17 protein-coding genes are annotated in these 18,870 nt (G+C 68.4%); 10 read left to right on the forward strand and 7 right to left on the reverse strand.

Features of this window, described 5'->3' with window-relative positions; genetic code table 11:
* Positions 1-130: 130 nt before the first annotated feature.
* Positions 131-586 (reverse strand): CBS domain-containing protein, encoded by a 456-nt coding sequence (locus LGM89_RS15340; protein ID WP_006755543.1) that lies wholly within the window; start codon positions 584-586, stop codon positions 131-133.
* A gap of 160 nt (positions 587-746) precedes the next feature.
* On the opposite strand from LGM89_RS15340, the gene LGM89_RS15345 reads away from it, so the two are divergent.
* Entirely contained in the window at positions 747-1,064 is a 318-nt protein-coding gene (locus LGM89_RS15345; RefSeq protein ID WP_089494696.1) for an Mpo1-like protein, read from the forward strand.
* A gap of 18 nt (positions 1,065-1,082) precedes the next feature.
* Here LGM89_RS15345 and LGM89_RS15350 read toward each other — a convergent pair whose 3' ends face one another.
* A complete protein-coding gene (locus tag LGM89_RS15350) occupies positions 1,083-2,414 on the reverse strand; it encodes a YihY family inner membrane protein (protein ID WP_226273337.1) in 1,332 nt (443 codons plus the stop codon).
* Between the two features lie 146 nt (positions 2,415-2,560).
* On the opposite strand from LGM89_RS15350, the gene wrbA reads away from it, so the two are divergent.
* From wrbA to LGM89_RS15370, 4 genes are read left to right on the forward strand one after another with little or no spacing between them, the layout of a single operon-like run.
* Positions 2,561-3,181 (forward strand): NAD(P)H:quinone oxidoreductase, encoded by a 621-nt coding sequence (gene wrbA / locus LGM89_RS15355; protein WP_089494694.1) that lies wholly within the window; start codon positions 2,561-2,563, stop codon positions 3,179-3,181.
* On the forward strand, positions 3,178-3,570 hold the full coding sequence (locus LGM89_RS15360; RefSeq protein WP_226273338.1) for a DUF2069 domain-containing protein: 393 nt from the start codon (positions 3,178-3,180) through the stop codon (positions 3,568-3,570). The genes wrbA and LGM89_RS15360 overlap by 4 nt, the downstream gene beginning before the upstream one ends.
* Positions 3,571-3,588: 18 nt before the next feature.
* Positions 3,589-5,010, forward strand: coding sequence for an FAD-binding oxidoreductase (locus tag LGM89_RS15365; RefSeq protein ID WP_089494692.1), 1,422 nt, complete (start codon positions 3,589-3,591; stop codon positions 5,008-5,010).
* A 25-nt stretch (positions 5,011-5,035) separates the two neighbouring features.
* Entirely contained in the window at positions 5,036-5,866 is an 831-nt protein-coding gene (locus LGM89_RS15370) for a metallophosphoesterase (RefSeq protein WP_226273339.1), read from the forward strand.
* A 59-nt stretch (positions 5,867-5,925) separates the two neighbouring features.
* Here LGM89_RS15370 and LGM89_RS15375 read toward each other — a convergent pair whose 3' ends face one another.
* On the reverse strand, positions 5,926-6,078 hold the full coding sequence (locus LGM89_RS15375; RefSeq protein WP_163008969.1) for a hypothetical protein: 153 nt from the start codon (positions 6,076-6,078) through the stop codon (positions 5,926-5,928).
* Between the two features lie 117 nt (positions 6,079-6,195).
* Positions 6,196-7,137: a LysR family transcriptional regulator gene (locus LGM89_RS15380; RefSeq protein WP_089425187.1), complete on the reverse strand. Its 942-nt coding sequence runs from the start codon at positions 7,135-7,137 to the stop codon at positions 6,196-6,198.
* 157 nt (positions 7,138-7,294) lie between these two features.
* Between LGM89_RS15380 and LGM89_RS15385 the strand changes: the two genes are divergently transcribed.
* The 4 genes from LGM89_RS15385 to LGM89_RS15400 are packed head-to-tail and all read left to right on the forward strand — an operon-like array spanning position 7,295 to position 12,191.
* On the forward strand, positions 7,295-8,887 hold the full coding sequence (locus tag LGM89_RS15385; RefSeq protein WP_226273340.1) for an efflux transporter outer membrane subunit: 1,593 nt from the start codon (positions 7,295-7,297) through the stop codon (positions 8,885-8,887).
* Between the two features lie 14 nt (positions 8,888-8,901).
* A complete protein-coding gene (locus LGM89_RS15390) occupies positions 8,902-11,103 on the forward strand; it encodes an FUSC family protein (RefSeq protein WP_089494689.1) in 2,202 nt (733 codons plus the stop codon).
* Positions 11,100-11,303: a DUF1656 domain-containing protein gene (locus tag LGM89_RS15395; protein WP_011351756.1), complete on the forward strand. Its 204-nt coding sequence runs from the start codon at positions 11,100-11,102 to the stop codon at positions 11,301-11,303. Before LGM89_RS15390 ends, LGM89_RS15395 begins: the two co-directional genes overlap by 4 nt.
* A gap of 12 nt (positions 11,304-11,315) precedes the next feature.
* Positions 11,316-12,191: an HlyD family secretion protein gene (locus LGM89_RS15400; protein WP_089439860.1), complete on the forward strand. Its 876-nt coding sequence runs from the start codon at positions 11,316-11,318 to the stop codon at positions 12,189-12,191.
* Positions 12,192-12,212: 21 nt separating this feature from the next.
* Here the strand turns inward: LGM89_RS15400 and LGM89_RS15405 are convergent, their stop codons facing one another.
* Positions 12,213-13,886 (reverse strand): methyl-accepting chemotaxis protein, encoded by a 1,674-nt coding sequence (locus LGM89_RS15405; RefSeq protein WP_089494688.1) that lies wholly within the window; start codon positions 13,884-13,886, stop codon positions 12,213-12,215.
* A 408-nt stretch (positions 13,887-14,294) separates the two neighbouring features.
* Here LGM89_RS15405 and LGM89_RS15410 point away from each other — a divergent pair, with 408 nt between their 5' ends.
* The gene (locus LGM89_RS15410) at positions 14,295-15,533 is read left to right on the forward strand and encodes an MFS transporter (RefSeq protein WP_226273341.1); all 1,239 of its coding nucleotides are present in this window, start codon (positions 14,295-14,297) and stop codon (positions 15,531-15,533) included.
* A 74-nt stretch (positions 15,534-15,607) separates the two neighbouring features.
* On the opposite strand, the gene LGM89_RS15415 is transcribed toward LGM89_RS15410, so the two are convergent.
* Together LGM89_RS15415 and LGM89_RS15420 are read right to left on the reverse strand one after the other, a co-directional pair.
* Positions 15,608-16,405, reverse strand: a complete 798-nt coding sequence (locus LGM89_RS15415; protein WP_226273342.1) for a 5'-methylthioadenosine/adenosylhomocysteine nucleosidase — start codon at positions 16,403-16,405, stop codon at positions 15,608-15,610.
* A complete protein-coding gene (locus tag LGM89_RS15420; RefSeq protein WP_226273343.1) occupies positions 16,402-18,765 on the reverse strand; it encodes a UvrD-helicase domain-containing protein in 2,364 nt (787 codons plus the stop codon). The genes LGM89_RS15415 and LGM89_RS15420 overlap by 4 nt, the downstream gene beginning before the upstream one ends.
* Positions 18,766-18,870 lie beyond the last annotated feature (105 nt).

The raw sequence follows: 18,870 nt of genomic DNA on the forward strand, positions 1-18,870 counted from the left end.
GCGCGCGCCGTCTGGGCAGCGCTGCGCGGGCCTCGTGTGGTCATTGAAAAAAAGGCGGCGCAGGACCAACCTGCGCCGCCGCGTGCCGGGTGGCGGCGCCCGCGCGTGACGGCGACGGGCGCGGCGTGGTTCACGACTTGTGCGCTTCGGCTTCCGATTCCGGCCAGTCGCGGATGTATGCCTTCAGCATCCGGTTCTCGAAGCTCTGCGCCTCGACGACCGTCTTCGCGACGTCGTAGAACGAAATGACGCCCATCAGCACCTTCTTGTCGAGCACCGGCATGTAGCGCGCATGGCGCTCGAGCATCATCCGGCGCACTTCGTTGACGTCCGTTTCCGGCGTGCACGTGAGCGGCTCGTCCATCACCTTGCGCACCTGCACGTCGCCGATCGCGCCGCCGTTCACGTGCAGACGCAGGATGATCTCGCGGAACGTCAGCATCCCGACGAGATCGCCGTACTCCATCACGACGAGCGAACCGATGTCGTGTTCGGCCATCGTATCGACCGCTTCGCGCAGCGGCTTATCGGGCGTCACCGTAAACAGCGTGTTGCCCTTCACTTTCAGAATATCGCTGACGCGCATCGTAGTCCCCTCATGCTTGAATGCAAAACCTCTTTCGATCCTATCGGAAAGCCTGTCAAAAGGAAAGCGCGGGCCCGCGCGGCGGGCCGCCGCCCCCGCTTGCGGAAGCGGACTACCGGCAGCACAATGGCCCCATGAACAGCGGCCAGAGGAGACGTCCATGGCGCATACGCATTCGGAGCAATTCGCCAGCTTCGCCGATTTCTACCCGTATTACCTGAATGAACACCAGAACCGGACGTCGCGGCGGCTGCACTTCGTCGGCTCGCTCGGTGTGATCGGCTGTGTCGCGATGGCGGTCGCGACCGGCGACTGGCTGTGGCTGCCTGCGGCGATCGTCTGCGGCTACGGCTTCGCGTGGGTCGGGCACTTCTTCTTCGAGAAGAACCGCCCGGCCACGTTCCGGCACCCGATCTACAGCCTGATGGGCGACTGGGTGATGTTCAAGGATATCTGTACGGGCAAGATCCCGTTATAACGCGGCCGGGCATCCCGCTCACGCGGGGCGCGGCGGCCGCGCGTGCGGATCGGGCACGGCGCCCGGCGCCTGCCCCGGCATCGCCGTCGGCTGCGCCCCCGCAAGCCGGTGGGCGGCAATCAGCGTCGCGAGCGACACGTCGAAGCGGTCGCTCGACAGCACCGCGAGCAGCGCCGCACCGTCGACATGGCTGCGGCGCCGCTGCAGTTGGTAGGTCAGTTCCGTGCGGTCGATCACCAGCACGTCGAACAGCTGCGCAAGCGTCAGCTGCTCCGGATTCGCGAGCAGGATGTAGCGCGGCGTAGTCTCGCCGCCGCCGTCGAGCCGCGCAATCCATTCCCGCTCCTCCATCGTCGTCAGCAGGCGCTGCGCGGTTTCCATGTCGCAGCGCAACATGGTCGCGAGCCGCATCGCCGTGTAGCCGCGCTTGCCGGCCGTGCGCGCTTCGGCCAGCCGCGCGAGCATTTCCAGCGCGTCGAGCAGGTCGCTGCCCGGGTAGTGGATGCGGTGGAACCGGCCGACGCGGATCGCCGGCAGCGCGGACGCCACCATCGCGCCGAGCAGCGCGATGAACCAGCTCAGGTACACCCACAACAGGAACACGGGCAGCGCCGCGAACGCGCCATAGACGGCCGTGTAGGTCGGAATGCGCCGCACGTAGTAGCCGAAGCCGCGCTTCGCGAGCTCGAACGCGACGGCCGCGAACAGCCCGCCGATCACCGCGTCGCGCCATGCGACCGTGCAGTTCGGCAGGTATACGTACAGCAGCGTGAACGCGAGCACCGTCAGCGGCAGCGAGACGAGCGCGAGCAGCCACTCGACGATCGACGTGGACGGCGCGGCGCCGGTAAACGCCAGCGACTGCGTGAACAGGTACGACGAGATCGACAGGCTCACGCCGAACAGCAACGGGCCGAGCGTGATCAGCGCCCAGTACGCGAGCACGCGCTGCGCGAACGGCCGCGGCTTGCGCACCCGCCAGATCAGGTTGAACGCCGACTCGATCGTCATCATCGTCATCACCGACGTGACGACGAGCACGATCAGGCCGGCTGTCGTCAGCCCCTTCGCCTTCGACGCGAACTGGTTCAGGTACTTGAAGATCTGGACGTTGAACTGCGCGGGCATCAGGTGATCCGCGAGGAACCCCTGCAGCGAGATCTGGAACGACGCGAACATCGGGAACGCGGTGAACAGCGCGAACGCGACCGTCAAGAGCGGCACGAGCGCCAACATCGTCGTGAATGTGAGGCTGCCCGCCACTTGCGGGATGCGATCCTCGGCGCTGCGCCGGGCCGCGAACTGCGCGAGGCGCTTGATGGTGTCGAGATCGACGCTCAACTTCGGCAAACGACTTCTCCTTCTTGATGCCGCGCGCCCGACGGCGCGCCGCCGCCGCGCTGCGCGACGGCTTCAGCCCCTATAATAGCCGCTCGATTCCAGCAGGGGCCGACTGCACCGGGCACGCGCGCGGCCGCACGCGGCTCCGTCGCCCCATGAAAGACATCCTCGTCCTCTATTACAGCCGCCACGGCGCCACGCGCGATCTCGCGCTCGCGATCGCGAACGGCATCGACAGCGTGCCGGGCATGCAGGCCCGCATCCGCACCGTGCCGCCCGTGTCGGCCGTCTGCGAAGCCACTGCCCCCGACATCCCCGCCGACGGCCCGCCGTACGCGGAACTGCGGGATCTCGAGGAATGCGCGGGCCTCGCGCTCGGCTCGCCGACCCGCTTCGGCAACATGGCCGCCGCACTCAAGTATTTCCTCGACGGCACCACACCGCAATGGCTGTCGGGCGCCCTGACCGGCAAGCCGGCCTGCGTGTTCACGTCGACGGGCAGCCTGCACGGCGGCCAGGAATCGACGTTGCTGTCGATGATGCTGCCGCTGCTCCATCACGGGATGATGATCGTCGGGATTCCGTACACGGAATCCGCGCTCACCACGACGCGCACCGGCGGCACGCCCTACGGCGCATCGCACGTCGCGCAGCACGATCGCTCGGCAGCCGCCGGGCTGTCGGCGGACGAAAAGGCGCTCGCGGCCGCGCTCGGCGTGCGGCTCGCGCGCGCGGCGGCCGCCCTGTCCAGCGCCCAGGCCGCCGAGACCGCATGAACGCCCCCGCCCGCCCTGCCGTCACGGCCCGGCCGCGCCACGCGCTGATCGCCACCGCGTGCCTCGTCGCACTGATCGCGCTGTCGCTCGCGTGGGAGCTGTGGCTCGCGCCGCTGCGCCCGGGCGGCTCCGCGCTGATGCTCAAGGCGATCCCGCTCGCGCTCGCGCTGCCCGGCGTCTGGCGGCGTAACATCTATACGATGCAGTGGGCGAGCATGCTGATACTCGTCTATTTCGCCGAAGGCGTCGTGCGCGGCATGTCCGATCGCGGGCTGTCCGCGACGCTCGGCTGGTGCGAGACCGCGCTCGCCGTCGTCTTCTTCGTGGCGGCGCTGGCGTACGTCGCGCCGTTCAAGCGCGCGGCGAAAAAGTCGCGCCCCGCGTCCTGACCCTTACGCGACAAGGTGATGATGTCCTCCGAAGCTTTCGTTTCCGCGTGCCGTGACGCGATCGGCGCCGATCATGTGCTGACCGACCCGCACGATACCGAACCATTCCTGACCGACTGGCGCCGCCGCTACAAGGGTGCCGCGTGCGCGGTGCTGAAGCCCGCGAACACAGCCGAAGTCGCCGCGCTCGTCAAGCTGGCCAACGCACACGGCATCGCGCTCGTGCCGCAAGGCGGCAACACGGGCCTGGCCGGCGGCGCCACGCCCGACGCGAGCGGCAGCCAGGCCGTGCTGAGCGTTGCGCGCCTGAACCGCGTGCGCGCGCTCGATCCGCACAACAACACGATCACCGTCGAAGCCGGCGTGATCCTCGCCGACGTGCAGGCGCGCGCCCGCGAAGGCGGCCGGCTGTTCGCGCTGAGCCTCGCGGCGGAAGGCAGCTGCACGATCGGCGGCAACCTGTCGACCAACGCGGGCGGCACGGCGGTGCTGCGCTACGGCAACGCGCGCGAGCTGTGTCTCGGGCTCGAGGTCGTGACGCCGCAAGGTGAAATCTGGGACGGCCTGCGCGGGCTGCGCAAGGACAATACGGGCTACGACCTGCGCGACCTGTTCATCGGCGCGGAAGGCACGCTCGGGATCATCACGGCGGCCGTGATGAAGCTGCATCCGCTGCCGGCCGCGCAGGTCACTGCCCTCGCCGCGCTGGAATCGCCGCACGCGGCGCTCGATTTCCTCGCCCTCGCGCAGCGCGCGGCCGGGCCGCTGCTGACCGGCTTCGAGCTGATGTCGGACTTCTGCATGCAGCTCGTCGGCAAGCACTACCCGCAACTGCGCTACCCGTTCGCGCAGACGCATGCGCAGACGGTGCTGCTCGAACTGTCCGACAACGAAAGCGAAGCGCATGCGCGCGCGCTGTTCGAGAAACTGATGGAAGAAGCGTTCGAGGCCGGGCTCGTGGTCGACGCGGTGGTCGCGGAGAATCTCGCGCAGTCGCGCGCGTTCTGGGACCTGCGCGAACACATCCCGCTCGCGCAGGCCGACGAGGGGCTCAACATCAAGCACGACATCGCGGTGCCGATTTCGTCGATCGCGCGCTTCATCGACGAGACCGACGCGGCGATCCAGCAAGCCGCGCCGGGCGCGCGGATGGTCACGTTCGGCCACCTCGGCGACGGCAATCTCCACTACAACGTGCAGATGCCCGAAGGCGGCGACCCGAAAGCGTTCCTGGCCGCGTTCCAGGCGCCGATCAACCGGATCGTCTACGACAACGTGCATCGCCACCACGGCACGATCAGCGCGGAGCACGGCATCGGCCAGCTGAAGATCGACGACGCGCAGCGTTACAAGTCGCCGGTCGAAACGGCGCTGATGCGCACGCTGAAGACCGCGCTCGATCCGCGCGGCCTGATGAATCCCGGCAAGGTCCTGCGCTGAAGCCGTCCACTCCGGAGCCCCGCCCGTGAAAGTCCGCGTCCTGTCCGACCTGCATCTCGAAAGCAACCTGCCCGATGTGATCCCGCATGCCGACGCGGATCTCGTCGTGCTCGCCGGCGACATCCACAATCACGCGGAAGGCCTGCGCTGGGCCGCCGAAACGTTCGATCCCGCGGTGCCGGTGATCTACGTGCCGGGCAACCACGAGTACTACGACGGGGAATTCGGCGCGCTGGAGTCGGCGATGCGCGATGCGGCGCGGGCGCTCGACAACGTGCATTACCTGAACAACGACGTCTACGTCGATCCCGAGCAGCGCTACCGCGTGCTCGGCACGACGCTCTGGGCCGATTTTTCGCTGTTCGGCGCCGACGAAGCCAGCCTTGCCGGTTCGATCGAGGCCGGGCAGCGCGTGATGCTCGATTTCAAGGGATTGATCCAGGTGACCTGGCCGCACGATGCGGCGCTGCATGCGGCGCCGGGCACGCCGGAGCGGGATTTCTCGCCGGCGGACGCGATCGCGCTGCATCGACGCAGTCGCGCGTGGCTCGAAGCGCAGCTCGCCACACCGTTCGCGGGCCAAACGATCGTCGTGACCCACCATGCGCCGCACCGGCGCTCGCTGGCGGAGCGCTATGCGGAAGATCTTGCGTCGGCGGGATTCGTAACGGACATGGCGGAGCTCGTGCGGCCGCCGGTCAATCTGTGGCTCCACGGCCACACGCATACGTCATTCGACTATGTGGCGGACGGCGGCACGCGCGTGGTGTGCAACCCGCGCGGCTACATCCACCGGCGCACCGGCGAACTGGAAAATACCGCGTTCACGTGGGACAAGGTCGTCGAGCTCGGCTGAACGCCGGCCCGCGCGGCCGCGTTGCGCGGCCTTTTTCGACCCGGGGCGTGACGGCCGGATCAGCGGCCGGGGCGGCGTTGCTCGCGCACCCGCACCGGCACCGGCTTCATCTGCGCCTTCGCCTTCATCGCGCGCAGCAGGTCGCGGGTCGCCGCGGCGGCCGCGGCCGCGCCCAGCAGGACTCCAAGGCCGATCATCAGGTGCGTATCCATTGCTACTCCGGGGTTGCGTATCTCGTTAATTCCCACAGTATCAAACTGTCTGACACGCGTTCGTAAAAAAATGTTGCGTGAAGGACAAATCTCGTCAGATCGCGGTCAACCGCGCTGTCATGTCGCACGCGTGTACTGCTCGAGCGCGGCTTCGTCGGCGGCGAGCGTGGCCGGCAGTTCGTCGCGCAGGAAATCGACCCAGGTGCGAATTTTCGCGTCGAGGTACTGGCGCGACGGATACAGCGCGTAGATGTTCATCACGTGCGACCGGTACTCGGGCATCACGCGCACGATGTGCCCGCTGCGCAGCCAGCCGATCGCCGAATAGAGCGGCAGGCCGCCGATCCCCATCCCTTCCCGCACGGCCACCGCGAGCGCCTCGGCGACGTTCACGCGAAACGGCGGCGCCGTGACCGGCACGACCTCGTCGCCGTTCGGCCCCGACAGCGCCCATTCGTCGAAGTGAAAGCCCGGCGCGATCATCCCGAGGCACACATGCTGCGCGAGGTCGGCCGGCCGCTGCGGCACGCCGTGCGACTCGACATAGCCGGGCGATGCGCACACGACGCTGTAGCTCACACCGAGCCGCTGCGACACGAGCCCCGAATCGGGCAGGTCGCGGCCGACGACGATCGCGACGTCATACCCCTCGTCGAGCAAATCGGGCATCCGCTGCGCAAGGGTCAGCTCGACGTGCACGTCCGGGTAGCGCTCGCGATAGCGCGCGATGGCCGGCACCAGGTAGTGCTGGCCGAGGCTCGTGAAGCAATGCACCTTCAGCTTGCCCGACGGGCGCGCATGCGCGTCGCCCGCCTCGGCTTCGGCCTGGTCGACATACGCGAGGATCTCTTCGCAGCGCTGCAGATAACGCTCGCCGGCTTCGGTCAGCGCGATCCGGCGCGTCGTGCGGTTCAGGAGACGCGTGCGCAGGTGCGCCTCGAGGTCCGAGACCGCGCGCGACGCGTAGGCGGTAGTCGAATTCATCTGCTGGGCGGCCGCGGTAAAACTTCCCGCGTCGACCACCCGGACGAACACCCGCATGTTTTGTAACGTATCCATCCCATTGCCCGTTTGAATCCGGACGGATTGTTGCACAGAGGCGAACAAGTATTGTCTCAGGATTCGTAAAAATGACTTGCACCCTTGTCCATTTATTCAGGAATCACTGAAAAATATAATCGCATCCGACTCATCTATATCCGAAAGGGAGAAAATCGTGCAGTCTCCGGCGACAAAAGGGACGCTCGCACTGGCGGTTCTTGCAGTCTCATTAATAATGGCCGGATGCGCGAGCATGGGCGACAACAAGCCGCAGTCGGCCCGCATCGAGGCGAACGCGCTCGACGCCGGCGCCGCGATCCGCGCGGCCGACCGTGACGCAGGCTGGCCCGCGGCCGACTGGTGGCGCGCCTACCGCGATCCGCAACTCGACGCCTGGATCGCCAACGCCCAGGCCGGCAACCCGACGCTCGCGGCCGCCGAGGCACGGGTGCGCGAAGCGCAGGCGATGGCGCGCGTGGCCCGCTCGGCCGAGCTGCCGCAGATCAACGGCAACCTGTCGCTGATGCGCCAGCACTGGCCGGACAACGTGTACTACGGCCCCGGCCCGCTCGCGAACACCGATACCTGGAACAACACCGGCACGCTCGGCCTGTCGTACCACCTCGACCTGTGGGGCAAGGACAAGAACGCGACCGAGCGCGCACTCGACACCGCGCATGCAACCGCCGCCGACGCGCGTGCGGCCAAGCTCGAGCTCGAAGTCAACGTCGTGCGCGCGTACGTCGGCATGTCGATGAACTACGCGCTGCTCGACCTCGCGCACGAAACGTTCGAACGCCAGCGCTCGCTCGCCGATCTGGCGCACAAGCGGCTGCAGGCCGGCCTCGGCACGCAGCTCGAAGTGAGCCAGGCGGAATCGACGCTGCCCGATTATGAGCGCCAGATCGACAGCTATGAGGAAGCGATCCAGCTCGCACGGCATCAGCTCGCCGCGCTGGCCGGCAAGGGCCCCGGCGCGGGCGATGCGATCAAGCGGCCGCAGCTGTCGCTCGACGCACCGGCTGGCCTGCCGTCGGCGATGCCGGCCGACCTGCTCGGCCGCCGCCCCGACGTCGTCGCGGCGCGCTGGACGGTCGACGCGCAGGCGCGCGGCATCGATGTCGCGAAGGCGTCGTTCTACCCGAACATCGACCTGCTCGCGACGGTCGGCGGCTTCGGCGTGACCGCGCCGTTCACCGACTTCCTGCGCGCGATGAACGGCGGCTGGACGGCCGGCCCCGCGCTGTCGCTACCGATCTTCGAAGGCGGCCGGCTGCGTGCGCAGCTCGGCGCCGCGAATGCCGGCTACGACCAGGCGGTCGAGCGCTACAACCAGACGATCGTCGGCGCGCTCAAGGACATCGCCGACCAGGTCGTGCGGATCCGTTCGCTCGATACGCAGAAGAAGGACGCCGCACGCTCGGTGGCCGCCAACGACCGCAGCTACCAGCTGTCGCGCGAAGGCTTCCGCCGCGGGCTGACCGACTACGTGAACGTGCTGGTCGCGCAGCAGCAGTTGCTGCGCGCGCAGGAAACGGCCGCCCGCATCGATGCGGAACGCCTCGCCGCGCATGCGCAGTTGATGGCCGCGCTCGGCGGTGGGGTCGAGACGGGTACCGATGTGCGGGGCGACCATCCGCCGCATGACGAATCCGCCGCGGGCGCAGCCGCGCCTGCCGCCGCGTCGGGCGCGAAGCCCGTGGCAGCCGTCGCCCGGCCCGCGCAGGTGGCCGCCGCCGGTGCGGCCGGCATGCCGGCCGCACGGTAACGCGGAGCGACGCCATGTCAGCCTCCTCCCCCGCTTCCACACCCGCCGGCGGCCCGTTCGCGGCCTGGGCCGCCGCGTTCGGCGACTGGGCCCGCACCGACGGCGCCGCGTGGCTCTATCTGTTCAAGGCGCTGCTCGCGACCTTCATCGCGCTCGGCGTGTCGATGCGGCTCGACCTGCCGGCACCGAAGACGGCGATGACGACCGTCTTCATCGTGATGCAGCCGCAAAGCGGCGCCGTGCTCGCGAAGAGCTTCTACCGGGTCGCCGGCACGATCTTCGGGCTCATCGCGACGCTCACGTTCGTCGGGCTGTTCCCGCAGCAGCCGCAGCTGTTCCTGCTGGCGATCGCCATCTGGATCGCGCTGTGCACCGCCGGCGCCGCGCGCAACCGCAACTTCCGCAGCTACGGCTTCCTGCTCGCCGGCTATACGACCGCGCTGATCGGCCTGCCCGCGTCGCAGCATCCGGACGGTGCCTTCATGAGCGCGATGACGCGCGTCTCCGAAGTCATCATCGGGATCGTGTCGGCCGGTGTCGTCAGCGCGCTCGTGTTTCCGCAGTACACCGGCGAGCAGATGCGCACGACGGTGCGCAAGCGCTTCGGCAGCTTCGTGGACTACGTCGCATCGGCGCTGTCGGGCCAGCTCGACCGCGCGCACATCGAGACGATCCACACGCGCTTCGTCGCCGACGTGGTCGGCTTCGAGGCCGCGCGCAGCATGGCCGTGTTCGAGAATCCGGACACGCGCATGCGCAGCGGCCGGCTCGCGCGGCTGAACAGCGAATTCATGAGCGCGTCGAGCCGCTTTCACGCGCTGCATCAGTTGATGAACCGGCTGCACGCGGCCGGTGCGCAGGCCGCGATCGATGCGATCGAGCCGTATTTCCGCGAAATCGCACCGCTGCTCACGCGCCATGGCGAACCCGTGCGCACGTCGATCGACGCCGCGCACTCGGCCGAGCAACTGCTCGCGTGGCGCGACGCGCTGCCGCGCCGCATCCGCGCGACGCGCGCGGAGCTCGAAACGCAGCCCGGCTTCCCGCTGCTCGACTTCGACACGGCCGCCGAGCTGCTGTACCGCTTCATCACCGACCTGCAGGAATACGCGGCGACCTATGCGTCGCTCGCGACCGCGACGCACGAGCGCGAACGCTGGATCGAGCGCTACGAGCCGCGCACCAACCGGACGGCCGCCACGATCGCGGGGATCCGCACCGCGACGGTGATTCTCGCGCTCGGCTGGTTCTGGATCGAGACCGCGTGGCCGAGCGGCGTGATGCTGGTGCTGAACGCCGCGGCGACCTGCGCGCTCGCGTCGTCGGCACCGCGCCCGACCGCGATGGCCGCGCAGATGGGGATGGGCACGGCGCTGGCCGTTTGCACCGGCTTCCTGCTGATGTTCGGCATCTACCCGCGGATCGACGGCTTCTGGCTGCTGTGCGCGGCGCTCGCGCCGTTGCTCGCGATCGGCATCTACATGACGCTGAAGCCGAAGCTCGCGGGCTACGGCATGGGCTACCTGATCTTCTTCTGCTTCCTCGCCGGCCCGGACAGCATCACGCACTACGATCCGATGAGCTTCATGAACGACGCGCTCGCGCTGCTGCTGTCGATGCTGGTATCGGCGATCGCGTTCGCCGTGCTGTTCCCGCCGACCGCGCCGTGGCTCAAGAAGCGGCTGCTCGCCGACCTGCGCCACCAGGCCGTCGCGGCCTGCCATGCGCGGCTCGCCGGCTTGCGCACGCGCTTCGAGAGCGGCGCGCGCGACCTGATGTACCAGGCGCACACGCTGTCGGCCGACCAGCCCGACGTGCAGCGCGACGCGCTGCGCTGGATGTTCGCGGTGCTCGAAACCGGCAACGCGGCCATCGACCTGCGCCACGAGCTGGCCACGCTGCCGTCCGATCCGCGCTATGCGCCGACGACGCCGTGGCGACGTGCGATCGAGACGATGCGCGCCGCGCTGTCGTCGCTGTTCGCCCGGCCGGACACCGAACGCTTCGACGCCACGCTCGCCGCGGTCAACGCTGCGATCGACGCGACCCGGCAGACGCTCGACGCGTTCACGCCGACGCGCGAGGAACGCCACCGGCTGCAGCGGATCCTGAGCCACCTGCATTTCGTGCGCACGGCCCTGCTCGATCCCGAATCGCCGCTCGCCGCGCTCAACCGCAACCGCCCCGTGCGTCCCCAACCAGGAGCCTCGTCATGATGCCGCGTGAAATCGCCATTCTCGATGCCTACATGCCCACGGTGGTGCTGATGTTCGTCCTCGGCGCGCTCGCGACCTGGGCCGTCGACCGCCTGCTCGCCTACACGGGCCTCTACCGACTCGTCTGGCACCCGTCGCTGTTCCGGGCCTGCCTTCTCGTCTGCATTTGCGGCGGACTGAGTCTTGCCGTTTACCGTTGATTCCGAACCATCATGATTCTCAGAAAACTCTTCGGCTTCGTCGCGACCGCCATCATCCTTCTCGTCGCGATCCTGATCGGGCGCTCGCTGTGGGTGCACTACATGGACGATCCGTGGACGCGCGACGGGCGCGTACGCGCCGAGATCGTCAACGTCGCGCCGGACGTGTCGGGCGCGATCGTCGAGCTGCCCGTGCATGACAACCAGCTCGTCAAGAAAGGCGACCTGATCATGCAGATCGACCCGTCGCACTACCAGATCGCGGTCGAGCAGGCGCAGGCGGCCGTCGCCGCCCGCCGCGCGGAACTGCAGATGCGCCGCGACGACGCGGCCCGCCGCGCGGATCTCGATGCGCTCGTCGTGTCGAAGGAAAACCGCGAGAACGCCGCGCACAGCGCGTCGAGCGCCGATGCGCAGTACCAGCAGGCGATCGCCGCGCTCGATGCCGCGAAGCTCAACCTCGAGCGCACGCGCGTCGTCGCGCCGGTCGACGGCTACATCACGAACCTGCAGACCTTCAAGGGCAATTACGCGGTGGCCGGCCAGGCGAAGCTCGCGATCGTCGACAGCCACTCGTTCTGGGTCTACGGCTACTTCGAGGAAACCAAGCTGCCGCGCGTGAAGATCGGTGCGCCGGCCGAGATGCGGCTGATGAGCGGCGGCGTGATGAAGGGCCACGTCGAAAGCATCTCGCGCGGCATCTACGATCGCGACAACCCGCAGAGCCGCGACCTCGTCGCGGACGTGAACCCGACCTTCAACTGGGTGCGCCTTGCGCAGCGCGTGCCGGTACGCATCAAGATCGACGACGTGCCGGCCGACGTGGTGCTGTCGGCGGGCACGACCTGCACGGTCATCATCGATCCGGACAAGCAGAAGAAGTCGTAAACGCGGGACGGCCGGGCACGCTCAGGCCGCGATGCGAAAGCGCCCGACCAGTGACTTCAACGCCTGCGCCTGCTCGTCGAGCGCATTCGCCGCGGCGGCCGCCTGCTCGACGAGCGCTGCGTTCTGCTGGGTGCCGGCGTCCATCTGCGTGACCGCGCGGCCAATCTCGTCGATGCCGGCGCTCTGCTCGTCGGATGCCGCCGAAATCTCGCCGATGATGTCCGTCACGCGCTTCACCGCGCGCACGACGTCGCCCATCGTGCGGCCCGCGTCGTGCGCGAGCGTCGCGCCATTCGCGACGCGTTCGACCGATGCACCGATCAGCTCGCGGATCTCCTTCGCCGCGGTCGCCGAGCGCTGCGCGAGCAACCGCACCTCGCCCGCGACCACCGAGAAGCCACGCCCCTGTTCGCCCGCGCGCGCCGCCTCGACCGCCGCGTTCAACGCGAGAATGTTGGTCTGGAACGCGATCCCCTCGATGGTGCCGATGATGTCGCGGATGTTCTTCGCGCTGTCGTCGATCTCGCTCATCGTCGCCACCACCCGCCCGACGACTTCCCCGCCCGTCTCCGCGACAGCCGACGCATTGGCCGCGAGCGCGCTCGCCTGCCGCGCGTTCTCGGCGTTCTGACGTACGGTCGACGTGAGCTGCTCCATGCTGGCCGCGGTGCGTTCGAGCGCGACGGCCTGCTGCTCGGTACGCTTCGACAGATCGAGGTTGCCGGTGGAGATCTCGCCCGACGCCGCCGCGATCGCCTCGGCGCTGACGGCGATCTCGCCGACGGTCGCCGCGAGCCCGGTCTGCATCTCGGCCAGCGCACGCACCATGCTGTCGCGGTCGTGCCGGCCCAGCGTGATCGGTCGCGTCAGGTCGCCGCGCGCGATGTCCGCGGCGATCGCCTTCGCGTGCGCGGGCTCGCCGCCGAGCTGCGACGCGAGACGGCGCACGACGCGCTCGGCGATCACGATCGCGAGCACGATCAGTGCAACCGTCATCGCCGCGATCATCGCGAACGACGACGAGAAAATGGTGGCGGACGCATCGAGCGTCGCCTTCGACTTCGCGCCGCGCGTCTTCACGAGTTCGGCGACGAGTTTCTCGAGCTTGCCGGTTTCGACCAGCAGCGACACGTCCTGCGTGCCGACCTGCCAGTTCATCTGCGACAGGTCGAGCGGCTGCGCACGCACGAGTTCGACGAAATCGCGCAGATGCGCGCTCCAGGTGCCGACCGCCGTCGAGAACGCGTGCAGCCGCGCCGAATCGTCGGCGTCGGCCGGATCCGCGTAGCGCTGCAGCGTGCCGAGCGCCTGGCCGATCGACGCGAGCCCCGCGCCCACGTCGGCGCCCAGTTCGTCGCGCTCCTTCGCGGTGGTCGCGGTCAGCAGCATCTTCTGGGCACGGCTCGCGCGCAGCACTTCGGCCCGAACCTCCGCGGCCGCGCGGCTCGCGACGTGGCCCTGCTCGTAGACCGACGCGATCGACGCATTCAGCCGGCTGATCTGCCAGAGCGAAAACATGCCGATCGCCAGCGTGCCGGCGAGCAGGATCGCGAAGGCGGCGCGCAACGTCGCCTTGACGGTCCACTGCCGGCGCTCGCGACGCGCCGCGCGCAGGCGCCGTGCGGCACGGCCGGCGGCAACGTCGGGGGCGGCGGCGGCCGCACCCGGCTGTGGATGCAAAGATGCTGCTTTCATCGAACTATCCCCGTATTGATCACGCGGCCGGAAAGGTCGGTCCCGGCATTCCCGCGATGGCTGGCCTTGCCGCGCGTCCTGCGCCCGCCCCGGCGGATAGCCGGTGCCGGGCGCGGCGCGCCTGTTGTCGTTGGGTCGTTCTACGGCCGCCATCGCCGTTTCTTGAGTCCGGGAAACCACGCACCGGCTCCGGGCGCGCCCTCCCATGACGGGCAGGCACGCCGCCAGCGTTATACCCGGTCAAAAAAACGCGCACCTGACGATCCATCAGATGAATGTCCGATTCACGATAAAAGTTGTCCGGACATTCTCGATACGCCACATTACACTTCTTTGACGCAGCAACGATTCAAGACGCGCCAATCCCCAGCAGAGCGCGCCCACCACCTCAACTCGTTCAGCTCTCACATGGAAACCAGCCTCGACTCCGGCTCCGCCGGCGCAGCCGCCGCCCAGCCATCCACGCCCCCCGTCGCCCGCACCGTGTACCCGGTGCTCGGCGCGATCAGCTTCTCGCACATGCTCAACGACATGATCCAGTCGTTGATCCTCGCGATCTATCCGATGCTCAAGAGCCAGTTCGCGCTGTCGTTCGCGCAGATCGGCCTGATCACCCTCACCTACCAGATCACCGCGTCGCTGCTGCAGCCGCTCATCGGCCTCTATACCGACAAGCGTCCGAAGCCGTATTCGCTGCCGGTCGGCATGGGCTTCACGCTCGCGGGGCTGCTGCTGATGTCGGTCGCGCCGAATTTCCCGATGCTGCTGGTGGCCGCCGCGCTGGTCGGCTGCGGCTCGTCGGTGTTCCATCCCGAATCGTCGCGCGTCGCGCGGATGGCGTCGGGCGGCCAGCACGGGCTCGCGCAGTCGGTGTTCCAGGTCGGCGGCAACGCGGGTTCCGCGCTCGGGCCGCTACTCGCCGCGCTCGTGATCATTCCGCACGGCCAGCACAGCATCGCGTGGTTCTCGGCGGCCGCGCTCGTCGCGATGATCGTGCTCACGCAGATCGGCCACTGGTACAAGAAGCATCCGTCGATGAAGAAGAAGGCCGCGGCGGCCGGCCACCCGACGCTGTCGCGCGGCCGCGTGATGAGTGCGATCGGCGTGCTGGTGCTGCTCGTGTTCTCGAAGTACTTCTACCTCGCGAGCATCAACAGCTATTTCACGTTCTACCTGATCGACAAGTTCCACCTGTCGGTGCAGGCCGCGCAGATCCACCTGTTCGTGTTCCTCGCGGCCGTGGCGGCCGGCACGCTGATCGGCGGGCCGGTGGGCGACCGGATCGGCCGCAAGTACGTGATCTGGGTGTCGATCCTCGGCGTCGCGCCGTTCACGATGCTGCTACCGTACGCAAACCTGTTCTGGACCAGCGTGCTGACCGTGATCATCGGCGTCGTGCTGGCATCGGCGTTCGCCGCGATCCTCGTCTATGCGACGGAGCTGATGCCCGGCAAGGTCGGGATGGTCGCGGGCCTGTTCTTCGGCTTCGCATTCGGCCTCGGCGGGGTCGGCGCGGCCGTGCTCGGCCAGCTCGCGGACGCGACGAGCATCCCGTTCGTCTACAAGGTGTGCTCGTTCCTGCCGCTGATCGGCGTACTCACCGTGTTCCTGCCGAACCTCGAAAGCAGCCGGCGCAAGCAGGCGTGACGCACCGGCCGCGGCGTGCGCGCCGCGGCCGGTCGAACGGCTCGAATGAAGGAATGAAGAAAACGGCGGCGGCTTCAGGCCGCCGTCGTCGCATGCAGCGTCAGGAAACGCTTGAGGATGCCCGACGAATAGCTGCTTGCGATCGCCGACAGGAAGTGCGAGAACGACTGCGTCGCATGATCGTCGGCCGTATCGGAGATCGTGCGCACGAGCGCGAACGGCACGTCGTGCTCCGCGCACACCTGCGCGATCGCGGCGCCTTCCATCTCGACCGCGAGCGCATCCGGCAGCGCATCGCGCAGCGCGACGACCTCGCGCTCGCTCGACACGAAGCGGTCGCCGCTGATGATGAGCCCCGCATGCAGCGTCGCACCGGCCAGGCCGAAACGCGCGGCGAACTGCGCGCCCTCTTCCTCGACGAACTGCGTGCACGCCGCCCGCAGGCCCGCGGTCAGCGCCGCGTCGGTCGCGAAACGCGTGATGCCGAGCAGCGGCACCTCGTAGCGCGGAAAGAGCGGCGACGCGTCGAGATCATGCTGCAGCAGCGTATCGGCCACGACGACATCGCCGACCCGCACCGTGCGCGACACGCCGCCCGCGACGCCGGTGAACACGACGCCCGCCACGCCGAACACGTGGATCAGCGCGCTGACCGTCGCGGCGGCCGCGACCTTGCCGACCCGTGCGAGCGTCACGACGCAGGCCGCGCCGTGCACGGTGCCGACGTGATAATCGCGACGGCCGAGCGTGACCGTCTTCATCGCGCCGTCGGCGCGCATCGCCGCGATCAGGTCGCCGAGTTCCTCGGGCAACGCGGCCAGAATACCGAGCGGACGAGCCGCAGGCGTCACATCCAGGTCGATGCCCATCATTCCACCGCCTGCAGTTTCGCGACCGCGAGCGCGAGCCACTTTTCGCCGTGCCGCTTGAATTTCACCTGCGCCTTCGCATCGGTGCCGTTGCCCTCGAGCGCGGTGACCGTGCCTTCGCCGAACTTGGTGTGGAACACCTGCTGGCCGACCCGGAAGCCGGCATCGGCGGCGCGCTGCTTGTCCGCGAACGCGGGCAGCGGCGCGGATACGGCCGGGTCGACGATCTGCTCGCGACTGCCGCCGCCCGGCCGCGCGAACCAGTCGCGCCCGTACCCGGCGTTGTCCGACCGGCCGCCCCAGCGCGAACCGGCCTCGACCTTCGGCGTCAGCCACTTCAACACGTGCTCGGGCAGTTCGTCGAAGAAGCGCGAGCGCACGTTGTAGCGCGTCTGGCCATGCAGCATCCGGCTCTGCGCGAACGACAGGTAGAGTCGCTCCTTCGCGCGCGTGATCGCGACGTACATCAGCCGCCGCTCTTCCTCGAGGCCGTCCGATTCGAGCACGCTGTTCTCGTGCGGGAACAGCCCTTCCTCGAGGCCCGTGATGAACACGGCCGAGAATTCGAGCCCCTTCGCCGCGTGCACCGTCATCAGCTGCACGGCGTCCTGCCCGGCCTGCGCCTGGTTGTCGCCGGCCTCCAGCGATGCATGCGACAGGAAGCCGGCGAGCGGCGTCATCGTGTCGGGGTTCTGCGCCGGATCGGCGGGCAATACCGGGTCGAGCACGTCGACCGCCGGATCGTCCGTCGCGGTGCCGAGCTCGGGCGCTGCGATCGCACCCGCGCGCAGCGGGATCGAACGGGCCGGCGTGTCGAGCCCGTAGCCTTCCTCGGCGATGAACGCGGTGGCCGCGTTCACGAGTTCCTGCAAGTTCTCGAGACGGTCCTGGCCTTCGCGCTCGCCCTGGTAGAAATCGGCGAGGCCGCTGGCGCGCACGATGTGCTCGACGGTGTCGGGCAGGTTCATGTGCTGCGTGTCGGCGCGCATCTTCGCGACCAGGTTCGCGAACCCGCCGAGGCTCGTGCCGGCCTTGCCCGTCACGTACGGAATCGCGGCGGCCATCGAGCAGCCGTACAGGCGCGCGGCGTCGGCCAGCTGCTCGATCGAGCGCGCGCCGATGCCGCGGGTCGGAAAGTTCACGACGCGCACGAACGCGGTGTCGTCGTTCGGGTTGTCGATCAGGCGCAGGTACGCGAGCGCATGCTTCACTTCCTGGCGCTCGAAGAAGCGCAGGCCGCCGTACACGCGGTACGGGATGCCCGACGACATCAGCGTGTGCTCGATCGAGCGCGACTGCGCGTTGCTGCGGTACAGGACGGCCACTTCGCTGCGCGCCATCCCGGTATTGATCAGCGAGCGGATCTCCTCGACGATCCAGCCGGCTTCCTGCGAATCGGTGCTCGCTTCGTACACGCGCACGGGCTCGCCGTGGCCCGCATCGGTGCGCAGGTTCTTGCCGAGGCGGTGCGCGTTGTTCGAGATCAGCTGGTTGGCCGCGTCGAGGATGTTGCCGTGCGACCGGTAGTTCTGCTCGAGCTTGATCAGGTTGCGCACGCGGAATTCGTCTTCGAAGTCGCGCATGTTGCCGACGTTCGCGCCGCGGAACGCGTAGATCGACTGGTCGTCGTCGCCGACCGCGAAGATCGCGTTCTCGCCGCCCGCGAGCATCTTGAGCCACGCGTACTGCAGCTTGTTGGTGTCCTGGAACTCGTCGACGAGGATGTGCTTGAAGCGCGCCTGATAGTGCGCGCGCAGCGGCGCGTTGTACGCGAGCAGTTCGTAGCAGCGCAGCAGCAGCTCGGGGAAATCGACGACGCCCTCGCGCTGGCACTGCTGGTCGTACGCCTGGTACAGCTCGACGAACTTGCGGTTGAAGTTGTCGGACGCGTCGACCTTGTCGGGACGCAGCCCCTGCTCCTTCGCGTTGTTGATGAAGTACTGGACGTTCTTCGGCGGGTACTTTTCATCATCGACGTTCGCCGCCTTCATCAGCCGCTTGATCGCGGACAGCTGGTCGGCCGTATCGAGGATCTGGAAGGTCTGCGGCAGGCCGGCATCGCGCCAGTGCGTGCGCAGCATCCGGTTGCACAGGCCGTGGAACGTGCCGATCCACATCCCGCGCGTGTCGATCGGCATCATCGCCGACAGGCGCGCCATCATCTCGCGCGCGGCCTTGTTCGTGAAGGTCACGGCGAGCACGGTGGGCGGCGACGCGTAGCCCTGCTGGATCAGCCACGCGATGCGGGTGATCAGCACGCGGGTCTTGCCGCTGCCCGCCCCTGCAAGGATCAGCGCCGGTTCGTTCGGCAACGTGACGGCGGCGAGTTGTTCGGGGTTCAGATTGGCGAGCAGGTCGGGCATGGAGCGGCAGCGGACGGGCGTGAGAAAAACGGACCCGCCATTATAAGTCCGACGGGAAGCTTGCCGTTCGCGATCGCTCGAACCTGCGGCAACGGCCGCAGCGCG

The organism is Burkholderia sp. AU31624, from assembly GCF_020420065.1.
Taxonomy (GTDB): domain Bacteria; phylum Pseudomonadota; class Gammaproteobacteria; order Burkholderiales; family Burkholderiaceae; genus Burkholderia.